A 22,924-nucleotide genomic window follows, 5' to 3' on the forward strand; every position below is an offset into this window, starting at 1 on the left:
GCTTATCTAAGGCCAGGCTCACTACGAAAGAATTGTTTAATGTGATAACATGCCAACAAGAATCAGGTAATACAAATGAAAATGATTGAACTCAGTTTGATAATACGGATCACAATGCATTAAAAGTAGAGGTGATAGGTGATGCTACAGAACAAGCTTAGGTGAGCGTGGAATACAATTCAAGTATAATAGAATTCTTGCATAACATAGCTAATAAGGAGAGATCCTTTTGGAGACAAATAGGTTATGCAATAATTCTAATGCTTATGGTCATGGTGGTGGGTATAGAAGCCTAGAGCAGAAAGTGCATTTGAGAATTCAGAGTTAGGAGTTATTTCATTTGGTATTCCGCTGCAACATATGTGACCGTTTAAGCATATCACTTGATCGGAATTTTTTATTACGGTAAATAAATCATGAGAAATCATAAAAACCGTAATATTGAGCTTTTTACGAATCAAATTAATAAGCTGATAAAATTCTTGTTGGCTTGTTACGTCTAAAGACTGTAATGGTTCATCTAAAATAATTAAGTCGGGATTATTAACTATTGAACATGCAAGAACTACCTTTTGAAACTGCCCTCCTGAGAGCTTAGAAATTTCTTGATCTTTTATATGTTCCAAATCAATAAATGAGTTAAGCTCTTTAATATTGTTATTAAAATTACTCGGTGCTAACAACTCTAAAAATTTTTTTACTGTAATAGGTAAATCAGGGGTTAATCCGAACTTCTGCGGTACATATCCAATTTTTAGTTTGGGATCAATTATAATCTCGCCGCTTGTAGGTTTTTCAAGTCCAAGCATTAATCGTACTATGGTAGTTTTACCTGCACCGTTAGGTCCGATTAAAGTAGTGATATTATTTTTTTTGACAGTGAAACTAACGTTATTTATCGGAAATTTATTACCGAATTTTTTAGATACGTTACGAAACTCGATTATAGGTTTTTGCATGTGTCAGTTCACTTCTGTCATCCCGTGGCTTAACCACGGGATCCAGTAATAAATACTAAAGTTATTAATGTTTTAAGTTATTTTTCTAGATCCCGTGGTTAAGCCACGGGATGACACAGTGGGCAATAAATAGCATTCATTAAATAGAATAAATGCCGATTAGTGCTGCCTCGGCAAGTAAATGTTTTTGCAGGGCTAATACTAAATCTTGCTTGCTAGCATTCTCATCAAGCTCAAGATAATCATTTAGAGCATATAGTTTAAAAAAATAACGATGAGGTTTGCTGGCAAGTGGACAAGGACCGCCGTATTTTTTTTCTTGCCAGCTATTATTTAAAATTTTAATACTACTATCTATTTGTCCTTCTGAAAGCTTAGTAATAGAAGCAGAAATATTATATATTACCCAATGATCCCATATACCGTGTGGCGGTGCTATTGCTACCGGTGCATCCGGATCATCCATTATAAGTGCAAAAGATTTAGTATCTGAAGGAGCATTACTCCATTCTAGATGCGGTGAAACATTTTGTCCTTTACAAGTAAATTTATCAGGAATGCGATCATTATGTTTAAATGCCGTACTATTATGAAAGTCATAGGTTGCTCCTTTTGTTATAACGTCATTGTGAGCAGCTATAAGCTGCGTGGCAATCTCATGAAATAATAAAATTCCTGAGATTGCTTCGGCAATTACTTTGTAATTTTCTTCACAATGACGTTTTGTCTATCAATTCACAACTTGCCATTGTCCGTCAGGTTGGCGGCATGCATTACCGTATGCTTTTTGTTGTTTTCCGCCTATTACAACTGTTTGAGTGTACTCACGGCAATATTGACCAGTGCTATTTCTATAAGTTTTATTAGGTGTTACGTAACCGTAATTGCCGTTATCCGGATTACGCCATTCTACGTTACTACCACTAGGAGCTGTTTCTAAAGCTCTCTGTGAGGTAAGCTCTGCAAGTCTTCTATCCTGCTCATCCATACCTGCACCGATTTGTCCACCAAGAACTGCTCCAAGTAATGCACCTACACCTACTCCCACAAGCTGTCCTGTGCCCTTACCGAATTGAGAACCAAGTAATGCGCCGCCAGCACCGCCAAGAAGTGTTCCTGTACCTTGTTTATTCATACCGCCCGGACCGTTACAGGCTTGTAACATAGAAGTTGCAAGAGCTATAATCATAATTTTAGATAATAGTTTCATATAATTCTCTCTATTAATATATAAATTAATCAGTATATGGTTTTTAGAATTTTGTAAAGCTAAAACTAGATTCTGTAAACAAAATTTAAATTATTTGTATTTTAAAATATTATTTTTAATTTTGTTCACAGAACCTCATTATAATTGAATTTTATATTTTCTTTGTTAAACTACAAATAAATTGGAAAGATTTGTCATGGATACTAATAGCCGTAATCGGTTAATAAAATCGGCATCTTATTTATCGGTTACTACGGCATTAATTATTTTAAGTATAAAATTATATGCTTGGGTTGTTACCGATTCGCAATCAATCCTTGCTTCTTTAATTGATTCAATGCTTGATATAACTTCTTCCTTTATTAATCTAATAGCTTTAAGATTTGCCCTGCAACCGCCGGATCATCATCATCGATTCGGGTATGAAAAAATGCAGGATTTAACAATTTTTTCTCAATCGATATTTTTCTTTGCTTCAGCTTTTTTTGTAGGCTTTTCTTCGGTTAAATCTTTATTTGAAAAAACAAAACCGGAGAATATTAGCGACGGTACTACTGTAATGTATGTATGTATATTCTTAACAATTATTTTAGTGCTTTACCAAACTTATGTAATTAAAAAAACAGGATCGGAAATAGTAAAAGCCGATAAGCTTCATTATTTCACAGACTTACTAACTAATGTTATAGTAATTATCTCTATAAATTTAAGTGATTATTTTTGGTTTGTTGACCCATTATTTGGTGTAGTTATTTCGTTATATATATTTCACTCTTCTTATTCTTTATTTAAAAAGGCATTTAAAAATTTAGTAGATCATGAATTACCCGAACAAGATAGACAAAAAATTATCTCGATAGTTAATAACCATTTAGGGGCAAAAGGTATGCACGAAATGAAAACTAGATATGCCGGTCAAAAAGCTTTTATCCAGTGCCATCTGGAAATGGACGGCAATATGTCGCTTTATAATGCTCATAAAATTAGCGATGAGATTGCCTTTGAAATATTGCAGGAATTTCCGGAGGCTGAAATAATTATCCACCAAGATCCTTTTGGAATCGAAGAACACGTAAATTACCGTGAATATATTGTTAGATAAAGAAGCTAATTTTAATAATTTTTTCATGGAGCAAGCTTTAAAACAAGCCAAGATTGCTTTTGATAAAAAGGAAGTCCCGGTCGGAGCGGTAATTGTAGATAGGTTAAATCAGAAAATTATTGCTAGTACCCATAACAATACGGAAGAAAAAAATAACGCTCTTTATCATGCTGAAATTATTGCTATTAATGAAGCATGTAATCTTATATCTTCTAAAAATTTAAATGATTATGATCTTTACGTTACTTTAGAACCTTGTGCTATGTGTGCGGCAGCTATAGCTCATAGCAGGTTAAAACGTTTATTTTATGGGGCTTCTGATTCCAAGCACGGAGCAGTCGAAAGTAATTTGCGATATTTTAACAGTAGTGCTTGTTTTCATAGACCGGAAATATATAGCGGAATTCTTGCCGAAGATTCGGGGCTATTAATGAAAGAGTTTTTTAAGAGGATAAGAACTGTTATTTCTAGCCACAGAATGACATAGAGGATTGCAAGAATGACATAAAGAAGTAAGAAAACATGCTAAAACTATTAACCCCCTATTATTTTAATAAATTATCAAAGGTTATAATACCTATATTAGCTATATCTACTTGCGTAATGATGATTATAGGTCTTTATTTAGCCCTCATAGTTTCGCCGGTAGATTATCAGCAAGGTGATTTTGTACGCATTATGTATGTTCATGTCCCTGCCTCTTGGATGGCTCTTGGTGTTTATGTTTTCATGGCAGCATGCAGCTTTAGCTGTTTAGTATGGAAAACTACTATTAGCTATTTGCTAGCTGTAGCTTCTAGTTACGTTGGGGCTACTTTTACTTTGATTAGTTTAGTAACAGGTTCTTTATGGGGAAAACCTATATGGGGGACATGGTGGGTTTGGGATGCAAGACTTACCTCCATGCTCATATTATTTTTATTATATTTAAGTTATATTATTATAGTGAATAGTGCGGATAATATAAGAAAGGCACAAAATCCTTCTTCTATTATTGCTCTTATCGGACTGATGAACATACCGATAGTAAAATTCTCGGTAAATATTTGGTATAGTCTGCATCAGCCTGCTAGTGTGTTAAGGCTAGGGAGTCCAACTATTCACTCTTCAATGCTAAAGCCTTTAATTATCATGTTTATTAGTTTTATATTATATTTTTTATTAGTATTACTTTTAAGAACTTCTATATTAATCGACAAAATCAAAAACAGATAATAAAATGACTTATGTTGTAACCGATGAATGTGTAAAATGTAAATATACCGATTGTGTTGAAGTATGCCCTGTAGATTGTTTTTATGAAGGTGAAAGGGAAGATGATTTTATGTTAGTCATTAATCCCGATGAATGTATAGATTGCGGCGTTTGTGTTCCTGATTGTCCTATAGGTGCTATTAAACCTGAATCACCGGGGTTAATAGAATGGGTAGAACGTGCAAAAGATTTTATAGAAAATAAAGGATGGAAAAATATTACCAAAAAAAAACCTGCTTTGCCTGATGCCGATAAATTTAAAGATGAGAAAGATAAGTTTAATAAATACATAGGTTCTGTGAAGATTTCTAATTGATTTGTTATTTTGAGATATTTTTAAGCGAAAATTAATAAGATTTTTTTGAAATAGGATTAACTATTCCTTCAAAACTCTTATTAATTTTCGCTTAAAAATATCTCAAAATAACAAATCAATTAGAAATCTTCACAGAACCTAAAATAACATGAATTAACTATATGTGTTTATTTTATCACAAAACTTAATAAAAGCTTTATTATTATGAATCTAGTTGCCAATTAAATATAGAACTAAAAAATATAATATGTTATATATGCCATTAAGATAATGTTTAATTATTTAATTTGAGGTGCTAATCATGAAAAAATTACTTTTAATAGCTGCTACAAGTGCAACAATTTTATCTTCTAGCGTATCATTTGCTGAGGGCATGGATCATGAGTGGTATTTAAGAATAGATACCGGTGCAGCAATGTTTAATGAAGAAAAGGATAAGGCAACCGGTGTTAAATTAAAATCTAATACAACTGTTCCAGTTGATTTAGGTATCGGTTATTATATTTCCGAAAACTTTAGAGCCGATTTAACTTTAGGTACTATAATCGGTGGTAAGTTAAAGAAATCCGGAGCTGCGACTAATGCACCTTTTACCGGTACTAATGTTTCAGCAAGCCATAAACCTACTATTACACGTTTACTTATTAACGGTTATGTAGATTTAACTAATTTTGATATGTTCGATGTTTTTGCTGGTGCCGGTGTTGGTCCTGCATTAGTTAAAGAAAAAATTACATATAATGGGATAACCGGTCTTTCATCTAACACTAAAAACAGAACTAATATTTCTTACAAGTTAACTTTAGGTACTTCTGCACAAATTGCCGACGGTGTTAAAGTAGAACTAGCTTATAGCTGGATAGATGATGGTAGAACAAAAAGTAAGAATGTAATTTATCAAGGAACAAGTGTACCAACCGGTGGTATGCGTTATCAAAGCCATAACTTAACAGCCGGTATAAGATTGGATATATAATGAACAAGAATATATTAATAGTTTTAGGTAATAACCTAATAGCATATCGTGGCTTAACCACGGTATCTAGAAATACAAAAAAAACTGGATCCCGGTGGTTAAGCCACAGAGTGAAATTAGATGACAACTCAGAAATGTCACTTAAAGCTGTTTTTTATCGAATTTAGGTAAAAATTGTAAAATTATTATCTAATATCGTTTTTACTAACAACTAATAAAATTTAAAGGAAAAATTTAACAATATGAAAAAATTACTTTTAATAGCAGCTGCAAGCACAGCGCTTTTAACTTCTGGTCTTTCATTTGCTGATTGCGATATGAATTCTTCTGTAGATTCATCTACTAATTCATCGATGTCATCATCTGTGGAAAATCAATGGTATTTAAAACTTAATGCCGGCGGTGTGATTTTTAACAAAACAAAACCTAAAGGAGCAGATTTTAAGTTAAAGTCTCATATAAAGTCTAATACAGGATTTACAGGTGAGATCGGTGCGGGTTACTATATCATGGATAATCTAAGAACCGATTTAACAATTGGAACGGTAGCAAGTAGTCATTTAAAGAAATCAAAAACTTATCCAGACGGTAATTCTTTCTCAGTAAAAAATAAACCTACTATTGTAAGTTTATTACTTAACGGTTATGTTGATTTCGTCGATTTAAGCATGTTTAAAGTATTTGCAGGTGCAGGTGTTGGTGCTGCTTTTGTAAAGGAAAAAATTAACTCTAAAGATATTAAAAATGGTGTAACTGACACTTTCAACGGTACTACTAAAAACAAAACTAACTTTGCTTATCAATTATCTTTAGGAACTTCATTTGAAGTTACACAAGGTGTAAAAGCTGAACTAGTTTATAGCTGGAGAGATTACGGTAAAACAAAAAATACCACCAAAACTATTGACGGGGATAAAGTTAAATTTGGCGGAACCCATTATAAAGGTCATAACTTAATGGCAGGATTAAGATTTGATATGTAATTAGTCTTAAATCTTTTTACAAGCTATTAATACGAAAAAGGAGTCTTTAATAAAGACTCCTTTTTTTGTTTGTATGTCTTGGTATTGCCTACGTGGATACTGAGACATCATGAGCTAAGCGACTGCAAGGTATTATCGCATGATTCAGCTTTTTCGTCATTGCGAGGAAAATTACGAAGTAATTGACGAAGCAATCCAGTCAAAAATTCTGATTTACAGCATTTTTATTATTTTTCCTAGATCCTACGGCTGCGGAGTTGTTGTATGGTTCGAAAAGCCCGTACGATATCATTCCCGCGGAAGCGGGAATGACATAAACTGAGCCAGGCAACAACACCTACAAGTTTGCGGAGTTATAGTAGAGATGGCATTGATATTCATGCCAACAAACTCTTAATCTAAAGACTCTTTTTGCCTTTATAAAACGTTACGTTCATTTTATGTATTGCTGCAAAGCCTAAATAAATTTTAATACGTTCTAGAATAATATCTTGATAATAAGGTAATTCTGCTGCAGTAGCATTATCTTCAGCTTGTATAAACAGCGTATTAATCTTTTGTTTTTTATAAGTATAGGTGGTGATTTTTAAAGGTAATGCTTTAGTGCTGAAGTTAAATCCGACTATTTTATTCCAGTTAATCATGATTTCAGGCAGCAATGGATGTTGTTTAGCAAATATACGTCTAACTATTTTATCGATATCCTCTTTAATGAGCTTCATTTTAATAAACTCTGCACTGTTAAAGTTATGACGGCTAAAGCAAGCATTATAGATATTACGGGAAAATGTAAAGATGTAACCGATATGATCATTAAAAATATATTACAAACTGCTATAATCGATACTACTTGTTTATGAGATTTACCTTTTTGTACTGCTTTTTGAAAAAAATGCTTTAAATGAGGCTGCCAAATTTTTTCTTTATTGAGTAGCCGAATTAATATGGTTAGCACTGCATCAGTGATGTAATATAAGCTAGCAATAGCACAAGCTATAAATAAATTAGTGCTTGTAAGAGCCAGCAGGAGCAAACAAAGACCCGTTAAGAATCCAAAACTAATACTTCCCACGTCTCCTAAAAATATTTTTGCCGGATGCCAATTAAATATTAAAAAACCACAAGAACAACCAAGAATAATAACATTTACACTAGCTATAAAATATGGATTATTAATAGTCGGAAATTGTAAAAAACATAATATAAGCATAGTGCTAGATAGATGGATAGATTCCACACAACTCATACCGTCTATACCGTCCATAAAATTATATATATTAATAAAACCGCTTAAAGCTATAACTAAAATAGAATATATTAGTATATGTACAGAGTTTAGCTGCGAAAAAAGAAAAATAGCAAAAGCTGCACAAATTAAGTGAACTATTAAACGAATTAGAATAGGTACGGCTTTTAAGTCATCTAAAAAGGAAATCGAAGCAATTGCCAATAATAACGGTAATATTTTTATTGAATTAACAAAGTTATTACTCATTATATATTCAAACCCGCTCAAAGCAATCATTACAACAACTACAATAGCAAGACCGCCGCCGCGCGGTGTTATCTTATCATGAGAACGACGGTTACTTGGTATATCAACTAAACCGATAGTAGGAAGATATTTAGTTAATATATATGTTAATATAGCGGTGGATATAAAAGAAAAAATAAATAATGTGCTGTAGCTATTTATATTCATAGGAACATATTAGATTTAAAACTATAATATTTACGGTTTGGCATTTCTCTACTATCTTATTTGTCATATGAATGTTGACTTTTGAAGGTTCAGGGCTACCGCTTGGATGATGATGCACAAGTATAAGGCTGCTTGCTTCTCGTTAAATAAAGCTCGTTTAATTATCTCACGTGGATATACCGCAGCTTGGTCTATAGTTCCTTGACTTAAAACCTCATCAGCAATTAAAATATTTTTCTTATTCAAAAATAATATACGCAATTGCTCGAGTCGCATATTGCTCATATTAACTGTTAAATAATCAATCCAAGAACTCCAAGAAGCACTAATATTTTTATTTATTATTTTTTGTTTCAATACTCTAATTTATTAGCTCAAGTAGAGCAAAATTGATATATAAATTTTCATTGGTGCCTTTAATACTAAGTAGCCTTTCCTTATCAAGGTTAATTAAATCCGTAATATCAAAATGATCAAGTAATTTTTTAGCAAGAGGTTTTATGTCTTTACGAGGGATAGCCGAAAATAACATTACTTCAAGTAATTCGTAATCAGAAAAATGTTCTGCTCCAGCGGCAACGAAGCGTTCTTTTACTCTTTTACGGTGACCTATATAATGATGCGTATCTATTTCATCATTACTAAATTCTAACAAATTATTTTCTAACATTCTTTATGTTTATTCAAATTATAAATAAGTAAAATGTTGCTGATGTCATTCCTAGCTAAAAGCAGGAATCCAGTAATCTTTAATGTCATCCTAGCTAACTTGATCACGGGATCTAGTCTTTTTTAATGCTTTTTGGATCCTGTGGTCAAGACACGGGATGACACCGAGTGCGTTTTTTGATCCACGCAACAATGTCCCGCGGGAATGACATAGATAGCCATACAACAAAATCAATTTTTATCCTACAGTTTAGTATGGAGGATAATCAAGTTTTTTAGGTGATAACGTAAATATTTCAAAACCGTCTTTAGTCACGCCTATAGTATGCTCAAATTGAGCCGATAATGATTTATCACGTGTAGTAACTGTCCATCCATCTAGTTTACTTAATATAGTGTCATAATTACCGGCATTTATCATAGGTTCAACGGTGAAAAACATCCCTTCTTCTAACGTTAGACCCGTGCCGCTGCGACCGTAATTTAATATTGATGGTTCGTCATGAAAAACTCTTCCGATACCGTGACCCGTATAATCTCTAACCACAGAATAATTATGTTTCTCGGCATAGCTTTGAATAGCATGTCCGATATCACCGAGTTTAGCACCGGGTCTAACTACTTCAATCCCTTTCATCATTGCATCATAAGTTACTTGAATAAGACGCTTTGGCTTAATTGCTACGTCACCGACATAATACATACGGCTAGTATCACCGTACCAACCGTCTAAAATTACCGTAACATCAATATTTACTATATCACCGTTTTTTAACGGTTTATCGTTTGGAATGCCATGACAAACCACATGATTTATAGAAGTACAAATTGATTTCGGAAAGCCTTTGTAATTTAACGGTGCAGGAACGGCATTATGAGAAGTAATAAAATTATGACAAAGGCCATTTAAACTATTAGTAGTGACATTCGGTTTTACGTGATCAGTAATAAAATCGAGCGTCTCTGCAGCTAATTTTCCTGCTGCCCGCATCTTTATGAAATCTTTTCCCGTGTGGATTTTTATGGTCATGAATTTTGGTTACCTTTCCCTCAAAAAAAAATATATTTTTCATAATACAAAATGGCTCTTTTAATGTAAATAACTTATCCTATTATTGAGAAGTGCTGTTATGTTACTTGATGTAGGTTTTGGATATTATATAATTGCTAATATAATTATTATTTAACATAATGGGTGTAGTTAGGTTATTTATTATTTGCTCTTTCTGTTATGGCTGCACATTCAACTCCTCATCCATTGCTTAAATTTATAGGTACAACAATTGCAGTACAATCTTTTTTCATGATTTCCGGCTTTTATATGGCTATGATTCAGAGCAATTATACAAGCAAAATAAAATTTTGGAAACGTAGATATTTAAGGCTTCTACTTATATCTTTTGTATTTTAGTTACTTTCTTCTTGCAGCAAAAATTTTCTTTTTTAAGGCAATTGTGTAATCTTCCATGAATTATTCTTAGTTTAATGGATTTATAGGAGATTCTTGGTCTTATAGATTCTTTCCTTCTGAACTTGCAGTTTTCTTAATTGGTAGTCAAGCATTTTATATTTATTCTAATCAAGAAATAAACGAAAAAAAGTCTTGGCTTAGTCAATTACTCTATTTATATATTATATTAATAATTATTACTTTTCCGTTTATCCCAATAGAGCCTCAACTAAAAAAATTACTTTTTTATTGTTTATTTGCTCTATCTTTAGGAAAAATATTTGACTTAACCAAAGATAATAAGTTAGACAAATTAATTGCTTTACTCTCTTACTCAATATATTGTTGTCATTTAATTGTCTTGTATAATATATTACCTGCTATTTCATATTGGGCTGATAATGGGATATTTCTTAATACGTTGGTTACTTTTATAACAGTAATAATTATTTCTTTATTGAAAAGCCTATAGAGTATTGTAGAAAAAGATATAAAACTCATAATTTAGCTTAATATTTAAAACTATGCTATATTACATAAATAAAATTCTTTCAAACAATAAGGTACAAGCGGTTATCTTAGGGATAATCGGGCTTGGGATTGTTACTGTTCTCACGTCATATAATATAGACGATCCGTCGTTTAACTCGGTCACAACAGATTACCATAGTAATTTAGTCGGAATTTTTGGCTCTTATTTATCGGATTGTTTATATCAATTTTTTGGGTTGGCTGCTTTTATCATACCGCTTGCTTGCTTTGTTTGGGGGAGAAATTGTTGGTATGGGAGATATCGCGGCTCATTTATCCGTATGTTTGTAATGTTGCTTGCTCTCGTTAGCAGTAGCACATTATTATCTAAGATTAAGCTAGAATTCATACCGGCAAATGCAGGTGGAGCTATCGGAATAATAGCTTCTAATTTTTTTGAGCGATTTACAAATCAACTATACTTATTATTAATATTTTTTACCTTTATTATATTAGTTGTTTTATTTGAAATTAAATTTACTTCTTTAAGTAATTTTATTATTAAGCTAGGTAAATTTTTAATCTATCGGATACAATCTTTTTTACATAATGTATTTTCAGGATTGTCGTCGATAAGATTATTCCCTACTAAAAACAATGATAAGATAAATATAACTTCTTCTTACCAAAAGCCTGTAAGTGAAAAAGTAAAATTTCCTGAAGAAGCGAGATCCGTACCTGCAAATCCTATAAAATTCTTTAGCAAACCTGTTAGTCCTAAAATATCTCAAAGCGAAATAGCAGAATTGCCGCCTATTTCGTTATTACGTGATCCTGAAAACCATCATGTAAAAGGAGCTTCTTCCTCAGAGCTTAAACAAAAGGCTGAAGAGTTATTAACCGTACTGAATGATTTTGGAGTTAAAGGGCAGATAATTAATATCAATCAAGGACCGGTGGTAACTCAATATGAATTTGAGCCGGCAGCAGGCACGAAAACATCAAGGGTAGTAGGATTATCTGACGATATAGCACGCTCACTATCTGCTTTATCAACAAGGATAGCAGTCATACCCGGCAAAAACGTACTTGGTATTGAGCTTCCTAATAAGCAGCGTGAATTCTTTTGCTTAAAAGAACTTATAGAGACCCCAGAATACCAAGACAAATCAACTTTATTGCCGTTAGTCTTGGGTAAAGATTTAGCAGGTAAGCCGCTGATTGCCGATCTTGCTAAAATGCCTCATTTATTAGTAGCAGGAACCACTGGCTCAGGTAAATCCGTCGGTATTAATGCAATGATTGTGTCGCTCTTATACCGCTATACTCCCGAAGAATGTCGCTTTATCATGATTGATCCGAAAATGCTTGAATTATCGGCTTATGATGGAATACCGCATTTGCTAACTCCCGTGGTAACCGAGCCTTCTAAAGCGGTAGTTGCTCTTAAATGGGCAGTTAAGGAAATGGAAAACCGTTATAGAATGATGAGCAATATCGGTGTTAAGAATATCGCAGGTTATAATGCAAAAATCTTAGAAGCGGTTAAAGAGAAGAGAGTAATTGAGCGTTCGATTCAAACTGGTTTTGACCCTGAAACAGGTAAGCCTATTTACGAAACCATTACAATGAACATGGAAAAACTGCCTTACATAGTGGTTATTGTTGATGAGATGGCTGATTTAATGCTAGTTGCCGGTAAGGATATTGAAATGCTGATTCAAAGGCTTGCTCAGATGGCAAGAGCGGCAGGCATCCATATTATTATGGCAACGCAAAGACCTTCTGTAGACGTTATTACTGGTGTCATTAAAGCCAATTTTCCAAGTCGTATTAGTTTTAAAGTTACCTCTAAAATCGATAGCCGAACGATTTTAGGAGAGCAAGGCTCCGAGCAGTTACTCGGTATGGGTGATATGTTATTTATGGGGAGTACTTCCAAGATAAGTAGGGTACACGGACCGTTTGTTAATGAAGCCGAAATTGAGCAAATTACGGAATATTTGAAAGAGAGCGGTACGCCTGAATATATCTCTGCCGTTACCGAGCAACCTGAAGAGGACGATAGTAGCATTGATATCGGTGACGGTACCTCTGATGAAGTGCTTTACAAAAAAGCTGTGCAGATAGTGCGTTACGAACGCAAATCTTCCATTAGCTATATCCAAAGGTCGCTTAGAATTGGCTATAACAAAGCTGCCAATTTAGTTGAGAAGATGGAGAAAGAGGGAATAGTCTCACCACCGAATCATACAGGTAAAAGAGAGATATTATTGCCTGAGAGGTAGGGTATTTTTTCGTCATGTGCTACGTAGCTGTAGGTGTTGTTGCATGGCTCTTATGTCATTCCTGCGAAAGCAGGAATGACATAAGAGCCATGCAACAAGGCCAACGCCGCTACGGAATGACATATAATCTATACATAACAATATCATCCTAAAATTATTAATTATAATAGACATATTAAAAAAGTTGCGTTAGAATTATAACACTTTTTAAGTGATTTAATTTTTATTAAGGTTTACATATGGCAAATATTTCTCCAAAATTATTTCAAAAAGCAATACAACAAGGTCTTAAAGCCGCTTTATTCACCACCTCAACCGCAGCGATAATGCTGAGTAGTAGTGGGGCACTCGGTGTTGCTGCAGGTGTTATTGCTACTAATAATGATGCAGCATTTAGTAATGATGTTGCTGCCAATAATTGGAATGAGATAACGGCTAGAGGGGTAGCTAATGGTAATCCTGCTGGCGGTCCTCAAAACAATTGGGCATTTACTTACGGTGGTGATTATACTATCACTGCAGATGTAGTCGATTGTATTATTAAGGCTATAAATGTTGCGGGTACTACTCCCGTAGGTCTAAATATTGCTCAAAATACCGTCGTTGGTTCGATTATAACGGGAGGTAACTTGTTGCCTGTTACTATTACTGCCGGCAAAAGCTTCACTTTAAATGGTAATAATGCTGTTGCTGCAAATCATGGTTTTGATGCTCCTGCCGATAATTATACAGGTTTAGGAAATATAACTTTAGGGGGAGTGAATGCTGAACTAATTATACAATCTGCAACCCCGGCAAAGATAACACTTGCAGGAAATATAGATGGAGGAGGTATAATAACTGTCAAGACAGATGCTGCCATTAACGGAACAATAGGTAATACAAATGCATTAGCCACGATAAATGTAGGAGCAGGTACAGCCACATTAGGGGGAGCGGTTATTAAAGCTACTACGACTAAATTAACAGATGCTGCGTCGGTATTAACCCTTACAAATGCAAATGCAGTATTAACAGGTGAGATTGATAACACCACAGGCGGTGATAATGTAGGTGTCTTAAATTTAAATGGTGCATTAAGTCAAGTAAGTGGGAATATAGGTAATACAAATGCATTAGCCACGATAAGTGTAGGAGCAGGTACAGCCACGTTAGGGGGAGCGGTTATTAAAGCTACTACGACTAAATTAACAGATGCTGCGTCGGTATTAACCCTTACAAATGCAAATGCAGTATTAACAGGTGAGATTGATAACACCACAGGCGGTGATAATGTAGGTGTCTTAAATTTAAATGGTGCATTAAGTCAAGTAAGTGGGAATATAGGTAATACAAATGCATTAGCCACGATAAGTGTAGGAGCAGGTACAGCCACGTTAGGGGGAGCGGTTATTAAAGCTACTACGACTAAATTAACAGATGCTGCGTCAGCAGTGACATTTACGAATCCTGTAGTGGTGACCGGAGCGCTAGATAATACCGGTAATGCAAATAATGGTATAGCAACGTTTACCGGTAATAGTACAGTAACTGGCAATATAGGTAATACGGCAGCATTAGCAACAGTGAATGTAGGAGCAGGTTTGCTACAAGTACAAGGCGGAGTGGTAAAAGCGAATGCAATAAACTTAACGGATAATGCGTCAGCAGTGACATTTACGAATCCTGTAGTGGTGACCGGAGCGCTAGATAATACCGGTAATGCAAATAATGGTATAGCAACGTTTACCGGTAATAGTACAGTAACTGGCAATATAGGTAATACGGCAGCATTAGCAACAGTGAATGTAGGAGCAGGTTTGCTACAAGTACAAGGCGGAGTGGTAAAAGCGAATGCAATAAACTTAACGGATAATGCGTCAGCAGTGACATTTACGAATCCTGTAGTGGTGACCGGAGCGCTAGATAATACCGGTAATGCAAATAATGGTATAGCAACGTTTACCGGTAATAGTACAGTAACTGGCAATATAGGTAATACAAATGCATTAGCCACGATAAATGTAGGAGCAGGTACAGCCACGTTAGGGGGAGCGGTTATTAAAGCTACTACGACTAAATTAACAGATGCTGCGTCGGTATTAACCCTTACAAATGCAAATGCAGTATTAACAGGTGAGATTGATAACACCACAGGCGGTGATAATGTAGGTGTCTTAAATTTAAATGGTGCATTAAGTCAAGTAAGTGGGAATATAGGTAATACAAATGCATTAGCCACGATAAGTGTAGGAGCAGGTACAGCCACGTTAGGGGGAGCGGTTATTAAAGCTACTACGACTAAATTAACAGATGCTGCGTCGGTATTAACCCTTACAAATGCAAATGCAGTATTAACAGGTGAGATTGATAACACCACAGGCGGTGATAATGTAGGTGTCTTAAATTTAAATGGTGCATTAAGTCAAGTAAGTGGGAATATAGGTAATACAAATGCATTAGCCACGATAAATGTAGGAGCAGGTACAGCCACGTTAGGGGGAGCGGTTATTAAAGCTACTACGACTAAATTAACAGATGCTGCGTCGGTATTAACCCTTACAAATGCAAATGCAGTATTAACAGGTGAGATTGATAACACCACAGGTGGTGATAATGTAGGTGTCTTAAATTTAAATGGTGCATTAAGTCAAGTAAGTGGGAATATAGGTAATACAAATGCATTAGCCACGATAAATGTAGGAGCAGGAATAACATTAAAAGCTGGAGGAAGCCTAGCTGCGAATAATATAGATTTTGGAGCCAGGAGTACTTTAGAGTTTAACGGACCTCTTGATGGTGGTGGTAACACAATCCCTTATTATTTTAAAGGAGCTATAGCAAACGGCAATAACGCTATATTAAATGTTAATACAAAGTCACTTACGGCATATCATTCAACTATAGGAACAGTTGCAGAAATCAATATTGGAGCCGGTAATCTTTTTGCAATTGATGCAAGTGCTGGTGATGTTACTATATTAAATGCTCAAAATATTAATTTTGGAGCTCTAGATTCTGCTTTAGTACTTTCTAACTTAACCGGAGTCGGAGCAAAAAATATATTATTAGCAGCTGATTTAGTAGCTCCCGGTGCTGATGAAGGTAATGTAGTCTTTGATGGTGGGGTTAATGGCCTGAATATTGGGAGTAATGTAGCAGGTGCCGCTAGAAATATCGGTGATGGAGGCGGTAATAAATTTAACACTTTATTTATTTATAATGCCGTTACAATAACTGACGATGTAAATTTAGAAGGTATACAGAACGTGCGTATTGAAAATAATGCAGATTTTACTAGTAGTACAGCATTTAATGCTGGTATTATACAAATAAACGATGCTACTTATACGATTGATGCAAATAATGGTAATTTAAATATACCGGCAGGAAATATTCAATTTGCACATGCGGATGCTCAATTAATATTACAAAATAGTTCAGGAAACGACCGTACGATCACACTAGGTGCGAATATAGACCCTGATAATGACAATGAGGGTGTAGTAATATTAAATTCTGTAACTGCAGGAAAAAAATTAACGATAGCCGGAGGCAAGACGTTTGGTGGAGCTCATAAGTTACAAACTATAGTTTTCAAAGGAGCGGGAGATTGCAGCGCGGCAGGTACCACTTTTAATACAACAAATATAGAGCTTGATATTACAGGTAAATTAGAACTTGGAGCTACTAAGGCAAATGTAGTTTTATTTAATGATGCTGTTCAATTAACTCAAACCGGTCATATTGGTGGTTTCTTAGATTTTAATGCAAAAAACGGTACGGTAACATTAAATAACAATGTAAGTGTTACGGGAGCAGTCCAAAATACCGGCGGTAACGGTACGTTAATAGTTTTAGGTGCAAGTAATCTTAATAGAGTAAACGGGATTGCTATGTTAAAAGTAGGTGCAGGAAATGTAACTATTGCCAAAGGCGGTAACGTTAAAATCGGCGAAATCCAAGGTACAGGCACAAATACTTTAACATTACCTGCAAACTTTAACTTAACAGGCAGCATAAATAAAACCGGTGGTCAGGCTCTGAAGCTAAACTTCACGAATGGCGGTAGTGTTAAAGGTGTTGTAGGGACTGCGGCTAATTCGGTTGGTGATATCACAACGGCAGGTGCTACAAGTTTTGCAAGCAGTGTTAACGCAAAAGGTACAGCGACACTTGGCGGTACTACAAGTTTTGCCAATACATTCACTAATACAGGTGCGGTTACTTTAGCCAAAGGTTCTATCACTAGTTTTGCTAAAAATGTAACAGCTACCAGCTTTGTAGCTAACAGTGCTACTATTAATTTCGGCAATAGCCTAGCCTTTAATAGTAATATAACAGGTAGCGGTACTACAATTACTTTAGGTGCAAATCACGTAACATATACTGGCACCGGTAGCTTTACCGATACACTAACCTTAAATACTACTTTTGATGGAGCAGCTAAGTCAGGTGGTAATATCTTAATTAAATCAGGTAGTACTCTTGATTTATCAGGGGTTTCAACTTTAGCACTTGTTGTTACTGCTACTAATTTCGACATGAATAATATAAGCCCAGATACAAAATATACGGTAATATCTGCAGAAACAGCAGGTGATTTAAAGCCTACTCCTAAAGAGAATGTTAAAATAACTATTAATAATGACAACCGTTTTGTTGACTTTACTTTTGATGCATCGACTTTAACGTTATTTGCAGAGGATATAGCTGCAGATATTATAGATGAAGATTTTGCACCGGGTGGACCGCTTGCAAATATCCCAAATGCTGCAAATATAAAGAAATCGCTTGAGTTAATGGAGGATGCTCCCAATGGTTCAGATGCACGTCAAGCTTTCAATAACTTTGGTCTAATGACACCGCTACAGGAAGCAGATGCTACAACTCATCTCATACAAGATGTTGTAAAACCTAGCGATACTATAGCTGCCGTTAATAATCAAGTTGTAGCGAGTAATATATCAAGTAATATAACTGCTCTAAATGCTAGAATGGATAAAGTACAAGTAGCGAATAAAGGTCCTGTTTCTTCCGGTGATGAAGATATGGATGCTAAGTTTGGTGCGTGGATAAGCCCGTTTGTCGGTAATGCAAAGCAGAAGATGTGTAACAATATAAGTGGTTATAAGTCTGATACAACTGGTGGCACTATAGGTTTTGACGGCTTCGTTAGCGATGATCTAGCACTCGGACTTGCATATACAAGATCCGATACTGACATTAAGCTAAAAAATAATAAAACGGGCGATAAGAATAAGGTAGAGAGCAACATCTATTCTTTATACGGTTTATATAATGTACCTTATGAAAATCTCTTCGTTGAAGCTATAGCATCTTACTCAGATAATAAGATAATAAGCAAATCAAGACGTGTTATTGCAACGGCACTAGAGACTGTCGGTTATCAAACTGCAAACGGTAAGTATAAATCCGAAGGCTATACAGGTCAGTTAATGGCTGGTTATACCTATATGATGCCTGAGAACATTAACTTAACACCGCTAGCTGGGCTTAGATATTCGACTATCAAAGATAAGGGCTATAAGGAAACCGGTACTACTTACCAAAATCTTACCGTTAAAGGCAAGAACTATAATACTTTCGACGGTTTACTCGGTGCTAAAGTATCAAGTAATATCAATGTCAATGAAATAGTGCTAACACCTGAGCTTTACGCAATGGTCGATTATGCATTCAAGAATAAAGTTTCGGCGATTGATGCAAGATTACAAGGTATGACTGCTCCTCTCCCAACCAACAGCTTTAAGCAAAGCAAAACAAGTTTTGATGTCGGTGTCGGTGTTACTGCTAAGCATAAAATGATGGAATACGGGATTAACTACGATACCAATATCGGAAGTAAGTATTTCACTCAGCAAGGTAGTGTAAAAGTTCGTGTTAATTTTTAATTAACCGTTCTATAATCATAAAAAAAGCCTATATAGTTTGACTATATAGGCTTTTTTGCTTTATAATGTAGTCTTGAGAAACGTCATTGCGAGGAGCGAAGCGACGTGGCAATCTCGTCAAATATCCTGAGATTGCTTCGTCACTTACTTCGTAATTTCCTTGCAATGACGATAAAAACTTAAATAAAAAATTATGTTAGATAATATTAGAAAAACTGCCGATAGTTTTATAATGCGGGTTTTATTCGCAATGATAGCTTTTGCTTTTGTCGGCTTTGGTATTAAAGATGTATTAAATGGAAGAAGAAGCGGCGATATTGTTACTTTTTCTCATGTGAAAAATATCTCCCAGGAAGATTTTTTGAGAGCAAAATCTTTAGAAATTAATTCTATAAGTAAGCAAACGGGAACAAGTTTAACGGATGAAGAAATAGCACAGTTAAATATTGATAACCGAATCCTAAAAAGGCTTGTTTACGATAATGTCTTAGATTATTTAGTGAGTTATTATGACTTAGATCTCAGTGATGATACAGTTAAAATTTTAGTTAAAGAATCACCGGTTTTTAAAAATGAGCAAGGTGTTTTCAATATAAAAATTTTTAAAACTTATTTTAGAAATTCTTATATGGATGAAGAAAAATATTTATTAAACTTCAAAGAAAAAGCTCTAAAAAATATTTTTGTTGGTACTTTTATAGAAAGTTTCTATGTTCCTAAAGTTATGACTGACAATATAGTAGATTATATGGCTGAAAAAAGAGAAGTAGAATTAATACAAATAGATTTACAAAATAAACCGAAAGATTTCCAAATCCCTACTCCTACCGGTCAGCAATTAAAGGATTTTTACCAAGATAATAAAACCGCGTTTGAGGTACCTGAGAAACGCAGCTTTTCTTATATTAAAGCTAATATTAAGGATTTAAAAGTCTCAGTTACTCAAGATGAGTTGTTAGAATTTTATAATGAAAATAAAGATGAATTCGGTGATCAAAGTTTTGAAGCGGTACAAAAACAATTACATGATTTATTAAAGGCTCAAAAAATCGACATACTTAATATGGAGTTTGCTAAAAAGCTGGAAGATGAGACGGCAGCCGGTTCTAGCTTAGTTGAAATTGCCGAAAAATATAAGCTACCGATACAAAACGTTAACTATATCAGTTATGCAGAGCTTATTGAAGATAAAATAATTGCTGAAAATGCCGATAGTATTTTTGAGCTTTCGGAAGGTGAATTATCTTATCCTATAGAAACAGAGGATAAAAGCTATCTTATATTGGTGGAATTAAAATCTATTCAGCCGGCAAAAATACCTGAATTTGATGCTATTAAAGAGCAGGTAAATAAAGCTTGGATAAAGCGGAATATTGCAGATGTAAACTTAAAAATTATCAAGGATTTAGCAAAGGAATATAATTCAGATCAAGAGAACATAAAAGAGCTTAAAGCTACCGGAATAAAAATAAGCAAAAAAAGCTATATTAGATCCGAGATGGAAAATGATCTAACACTAACTCCTGAAATATTATTATCAATTTTTAATACTACAATAGGAAGTAATACGCCTGTATTTCAAGTAGGTGATGAAGTATATTTTGCACATATTAAATCTAGCAGTGTCGATGAATTAACAGCTAAAAATATTCATGTCAATTCAGAAAAAAATATAATATATAATATTAAAAATTCTGTAATTGACGAGCTAATTAACTACACAATCATTCAGAATGATATGCAGGTAAAAGCTAATTTTAGTAAGTAGCGAAAATCCATCAGGTCATACCGTATCGTCATTGCGAGGAAATTACGAAGTAATTGACTAAGCAATCTCAGGATCTTTAATGAGATTGCCACGCAGCCTATGGCTGCTCGCAATGACGATAAAATAAGCCGCACATTATAAACAAAAAAACTATGAGCTTTAAAGATTTACCGGAGTTTTTAAAATTTTTAGAAAAAAACGGTGAGTTAAAGCGTATTGCTCTTGAGGTTAAAACTAACTTAGAAATTACTGAAATTAGTAGAAGAGTATTAGCACAAGGCGGACCTGCATTACTTTTTGAAAATGTTATAAAAGTCGACGGCATTAAGTCCGACATACCTGTTCTAACTAATCTTTATGCTAGTATAAATCGTATTTGTATGGGGCTTAAACTTAAGTCACCCAAAGAATTAAGAGAACTTGGCGTTTTACTAGCATTCCTTAAACAGCCGCAACCTCCTGCATCTTTTAAAGACACATTGTCAATGTTACCGCTTGCTAAGCGTATATTTGCTATGTCTCCTAAAACCGTATCAAAAGCAGCTTGTCATGAAATCGTCATTGACAAACCGAATATCAATATATTGCCGATCCAAAGATGTTGGCCGGATGATATTTCGCCTTTAATTACTTGGGGTATAGTATTTACTAGAGGTCCAACAAAAGATAAAATCGATAATTACAACCTTGGCATATATAGAATGCAGGTTATTTCAGAAAATAAGCTATTGATGCGTTGGTTAAAGTTACGGGGCGGAGCAGAGCATCATAAACGTTGGAAAGAAGCAAAAAAAGAACCTTTTCCTACTGCTATCGTTATCGGGGCAAATCCAGCGGTAACTTTGGCAGCAGTTATGCCGATACCTGAGAATATCTCGGAGTATAATTTTGCTGGTTTACTCGGTAATAAAAAAGTAGAGTTGGTACAATGCAAAACTATTGACCTCAAAGTACCTGCACATAGTGAAATAGTGCTGGAAGGCTATGTAAGTTTAGAGGAGTATTTACCTGAAGGTCCTTTTGGGGATCACACCGGATATTATAATGATGTTGAGGAATTTCCTGTATTTACGGTTACCGCAATAACGATGAAGAAAAATCCAGTATATTTAAGCACCTATACAGGAGCACCGCCTGATGAGCCATCAATCTTAGGTGAAGCATTAAATGAAATTTTTATTCCTATATTGCAGCAACAATTTCCGGAAATAGTCGATTTTTGGCTTCCACCTGAAGGTTGTTCATATAGAGTTGCGGTAGTATCGATTAAAAAATCCTATCCCGGTCATGCTAAAAGAATAATGCTTGGGATTTGGTCTTACTTACGGCACTTTATGTATAGTAAGTTTGTTATAGTTGTAGATGACGATATTGATGTTCGTAATTGGCAAGAAGTAATTTGGGCAATAGCAACAAGAAGCGACCCAAGGCGTGATACGAGCTTTATAGATAATTCCCCGATAGATTATTTGGATTTTGCATCTCCTGAGTCAGGCCTTGGTAGTAAAATGGGAATAGATGCAACCGATAAAATATACCCTGAGACAAATAGAAAATGGGGTAAAAAAATAGAAATGAGTCAGGAAGTTATCGACAAGGTTAATAGTATGTGGAATAGTTTAAAGATATAAGGTATACTCGTTTAATTTGAAAAATTGGCGTCGTTGTTTCATATTTTTTGATCCTCACGTACTAGTGTACGATGCGGTCCAAAAATATGAAACGCCTTGCTCTTTTCCAAATTAAACTTCGTCTACTGTTTATATTAATAGTGTTACTTTCTTTACTACTTTGCTTGATTATACTAATCCAGGCGAGCTTGGAATATTTTTTAATGAAGCTACGATTAACTACATTAAGGAAGATATAAAACTAAAAGGCT

The 22,924-nt window shown here is 34.5% G+C and carries 17 protein-coding genes and 1 pseudogene; 10 read left to right on the forward strand and 8 right to left on the reverse strand.

The window, feature by feature from the left end:
* Positions 1 to 257: 257 nt before the first annotated feature.
* The 3 genes from RAT170B_RS04470 to RAT170B_RS04480 all read right to left on the reverse strand — a co-directional run bounded on the left by RAT170B_RS04470 (position 258) and on the right by RAT170B_RS04480 (position 2,169).
* Entirely contained in the window at positions 258 to 959 is a 702-nt protein-coding gene (locus tag RAT170B_RS04470) for a metal ABC transporter ATP-binding protein (RefSeq protein WP_014014864.1), read from the reverse strand.
* A 139-nt stretch (positions 960 to 1,098) separates the two neighbouring features.
* The gene (locus tag RAT170B_RS04475; protein WP_045805704.1) at positions 1,099 to 1,578 is read right to left on the reverse strand and encodes a YbhB/YbcL family Raf kinase inhibitor-like protein; all 480 of its coding nucleotides are present in this window, start codon (positions 1,576 to 1,578) and stop codon (positions 1,099 to 1,101) included.
* 111 nt (positions 1,579 to 1,689) lie between these two features.
* The gene (locus tag RAT170B_RS04480) at positions 1,690 to 2,169 is read right to left on the reverse strand and encodes an RT0821/Lpp0805 family surface protein (protein WP_014121135.1); all 480 of its coding nucleotides are present in this window, start codon (positions 2,167 to 2,169) and stop codon (positions 1,690 to 1,692) included.
* Positions 2,170 to 2,365: 196 nt separating this feature from the next.
* On the opposite strand from RAT170B_RS04480, the gene RAT170B_RS04485 reads away from it, so the two are divergent.
* The 6 genes from RAT170B_RS04485 to RAT170B_RS04510 all read left to right on the forward strand — a co-directional run bounded on the left by RAT170B_RS04485 (position 2,366) and on the right by RAT170B_RS04510 (position 6,800).
* Positions 2,366 to 3,271, forward strand: coding sequence for a cation diffusion facilitator family transporter (locus RAT170B_RS04485; RefSeq protein ID WP_014014861.1), 906 nt, complete (start codon positions 2,366 to 2,368; stop codon positions 3,269 to 3,271).
* The gene (locus RAT170B_RS04490; RefSeq protein WP_045805705.1) at positions 3,252 to 3,758 is read left to right on the forward strand and encodes a nucleoside deaminase; all 507 of its coding nucleotides are present in this window, start codon (positions 3,252 to 3,254) and stop codon (positions 3,756 to 3,758) included. Before RAT170B_RS04485 ends, RAT170B_RS04490 begins: the two co-directional genes overlap by 20 nt.
* A gap of 35 nt (positions 3,759 to 3,793) precedes the next feature.
* A complete protein-coding gene (locus RAT170B_RS04495; protein ID WP_014014859.1) occupies positions 3,794 to 4,486 on the forward strand; it encodes a heme ABC transporter permease in 693 nt (230 codons plus the stop codon).
* Between the two features lie 4 nt (positions 4,487 to 4,490).
* Complete coding sequence (locus RAT170B_RS04500) at positions 4,491 to 4,841, forward strand: ferredoxin family protein (RefSeq protein WP_014014858.1); 351 nt, start codon at positions 4,491 to 4,493, stop codon at positions 4,839 to 4,841.
* 301 nt (positions 4,842 to 5,142) lie between these two features.
* On the forward strand, positions 5,143 to 5,817 hold the full coding sequence (locus tag RAT170B_RS04505) for an outer membrane beta-barrel protein (RefSeq protein WP_014014857.1): 675 nt from the start codon (positions 5,143 to 5,145) through the stop codon (positions 5,815 to 5,817).
* Positions 5,818 to 6,059: 242 nt separating this feature from the next.
* Complete coding sequence (locus tag RAT170B_RS04510; protein WP_045805706.1) at positions 6,060 to 6,800, forward strand: outer membrane protein; 741 nt, start codon at positions 6,060 to 6,062, stop codon at positions 6,798 to 6,800.
* Positions 6,801 to 7,198: 398 nt separating this feature from the next.
* Here the strand turns inward: RAT170B_RS04510 and RAT170B_RS04515 are convergent, their stop codons facing one another.
* The 5 genes and pseudogenes from RAT170B_RS04515 to map form a co-directional block, all read right to left on the reverse strand.
* Positions 7,199 to 7,522, reverse strand: a complete 324-nt coding sequence (locus RAT170B_RS04515) for a DUF721 domain-containing protein (RefSeq protein ID WP_014014855.1) — start codon at positions 7,520 to 7,522, stop codon at positions 7,199 to 7,201.
* The gene (locus RAT170B_RS04520; protein WP_045805707.1) at positions 7,519 to 8,502 is read right to left on the reverse strand and encodes an MraY family glycosyltransferase; all 984 of its coding nucleotides are present in this window, start codon (positions 8,500 to 8,502) and stop codon (positions 7,519 to 7,521) included. The genes RAT170B_RS04515 and RAT170B_RS04520 overlap by 4 nt, the downstream gene beginning before the upstream one ends.
* A pseudogene (locus tag RAT170B_RS04525) lies at positions 8,489 to 8,859 on the reverse strand (JAB domain-containing protein). The gene RAT170B_RS04520 and the pseudogene RAT170B_RS04525 overlap by 14 nt, the downstream one beginning before the upstream one ends.
* Positions 8,860 to 8,863: 4 nt before the next feature.
* Complete coding sequence (locus RAT170B_RS04530; protein ID WP_014014852.1) at positions 8,864 to 9,172, reverse strand: UPF0758 domain-containing protein; 309 nt, start codon at positions 9,170 to 9,172, stop codon at positions 8,864 to 8,866.
* Positions 9,173 to 9,421: 249 nt separating this feature from the next.
* A complete protein-coding gene (gene map / locus RAT170B_RS04535) occupies positions 9,422 to 10,201 on the reverse strand; it encodes a type I methionyl aminopeptidase (RefSeq protein ID WP_010977838.1) in 780 nt (259 codons plus the stop codon).
* Between the two features lie 944 nt (positions 10,202 to 11,145).
* On the opposite strand from map, the gene RAT170B_RS04545 reads away from it, so the two are divergent.
* From RAT170B_RS04545 to RAT170B_RS04560, 4 genes are all read left to right on the forward strand, one after another.
* A complete protein-coding gene (locus tag RAT170B_RS04545; RefSeq protein WP_045805708.1) occupies positions 11,146 to 13,380 on the forward strand; it encodes a DNA translocase FtsK in 2,235 nt (744 codons plus the stop codon).
* Positions 13,381 to 13,619: 239 nt separating this feature from the next.
* On the forward strand, positions 13,620 to 19,274 hold the full coding sequence (locus RAT170B_RS04550) for an autotransporter outer membrane beta-barrel domain-containing protein (protein WP_045805709.1): 5,655 nt from the start codon (positions 13,620 to 13,622) through the stop codon (positions 19,272 to 19,274).
* 193 nt (positions 19,275 to 19,467) lie between these two features.
* On the forward strand, positions 19,468 to 21,042 hold the full coding sequence (locus tag RAT170B_RS04555; RefSeq protein WP_014014848.1) for a SurA N-terminal domain-containing protein: 1,575 nt from the start codon (positions 19,468 to 19,470) through the stop codon (positions 21,040 to 21,042).
* Positions 21,043 to 21,194: 152 nt separating this feature from the next.
* Complete coding sequence (locus tag RAT170B_RS04560) at positions 21,195 to 22,673, forward strand: UbiD family decarboxylase (protein WP_014014847.1); 1,479 nt, start codon at positions 21,195 to 21,197, stop codon at positions 22,671 to 22,673.
* Positions 22,674 to 22,924 lie beyond the last annotated feature (251 nt).

The sequence above is a fragment of the Rickettsia argasii T170-B genome (assembly GCF_000965185.1).
GTDB lineage: Bacteria > Pseudomonadota > Alphaproteobacteria > Rickettsiales > Rickettsiaceae > Rickettsia > Rickettsia rickettsii.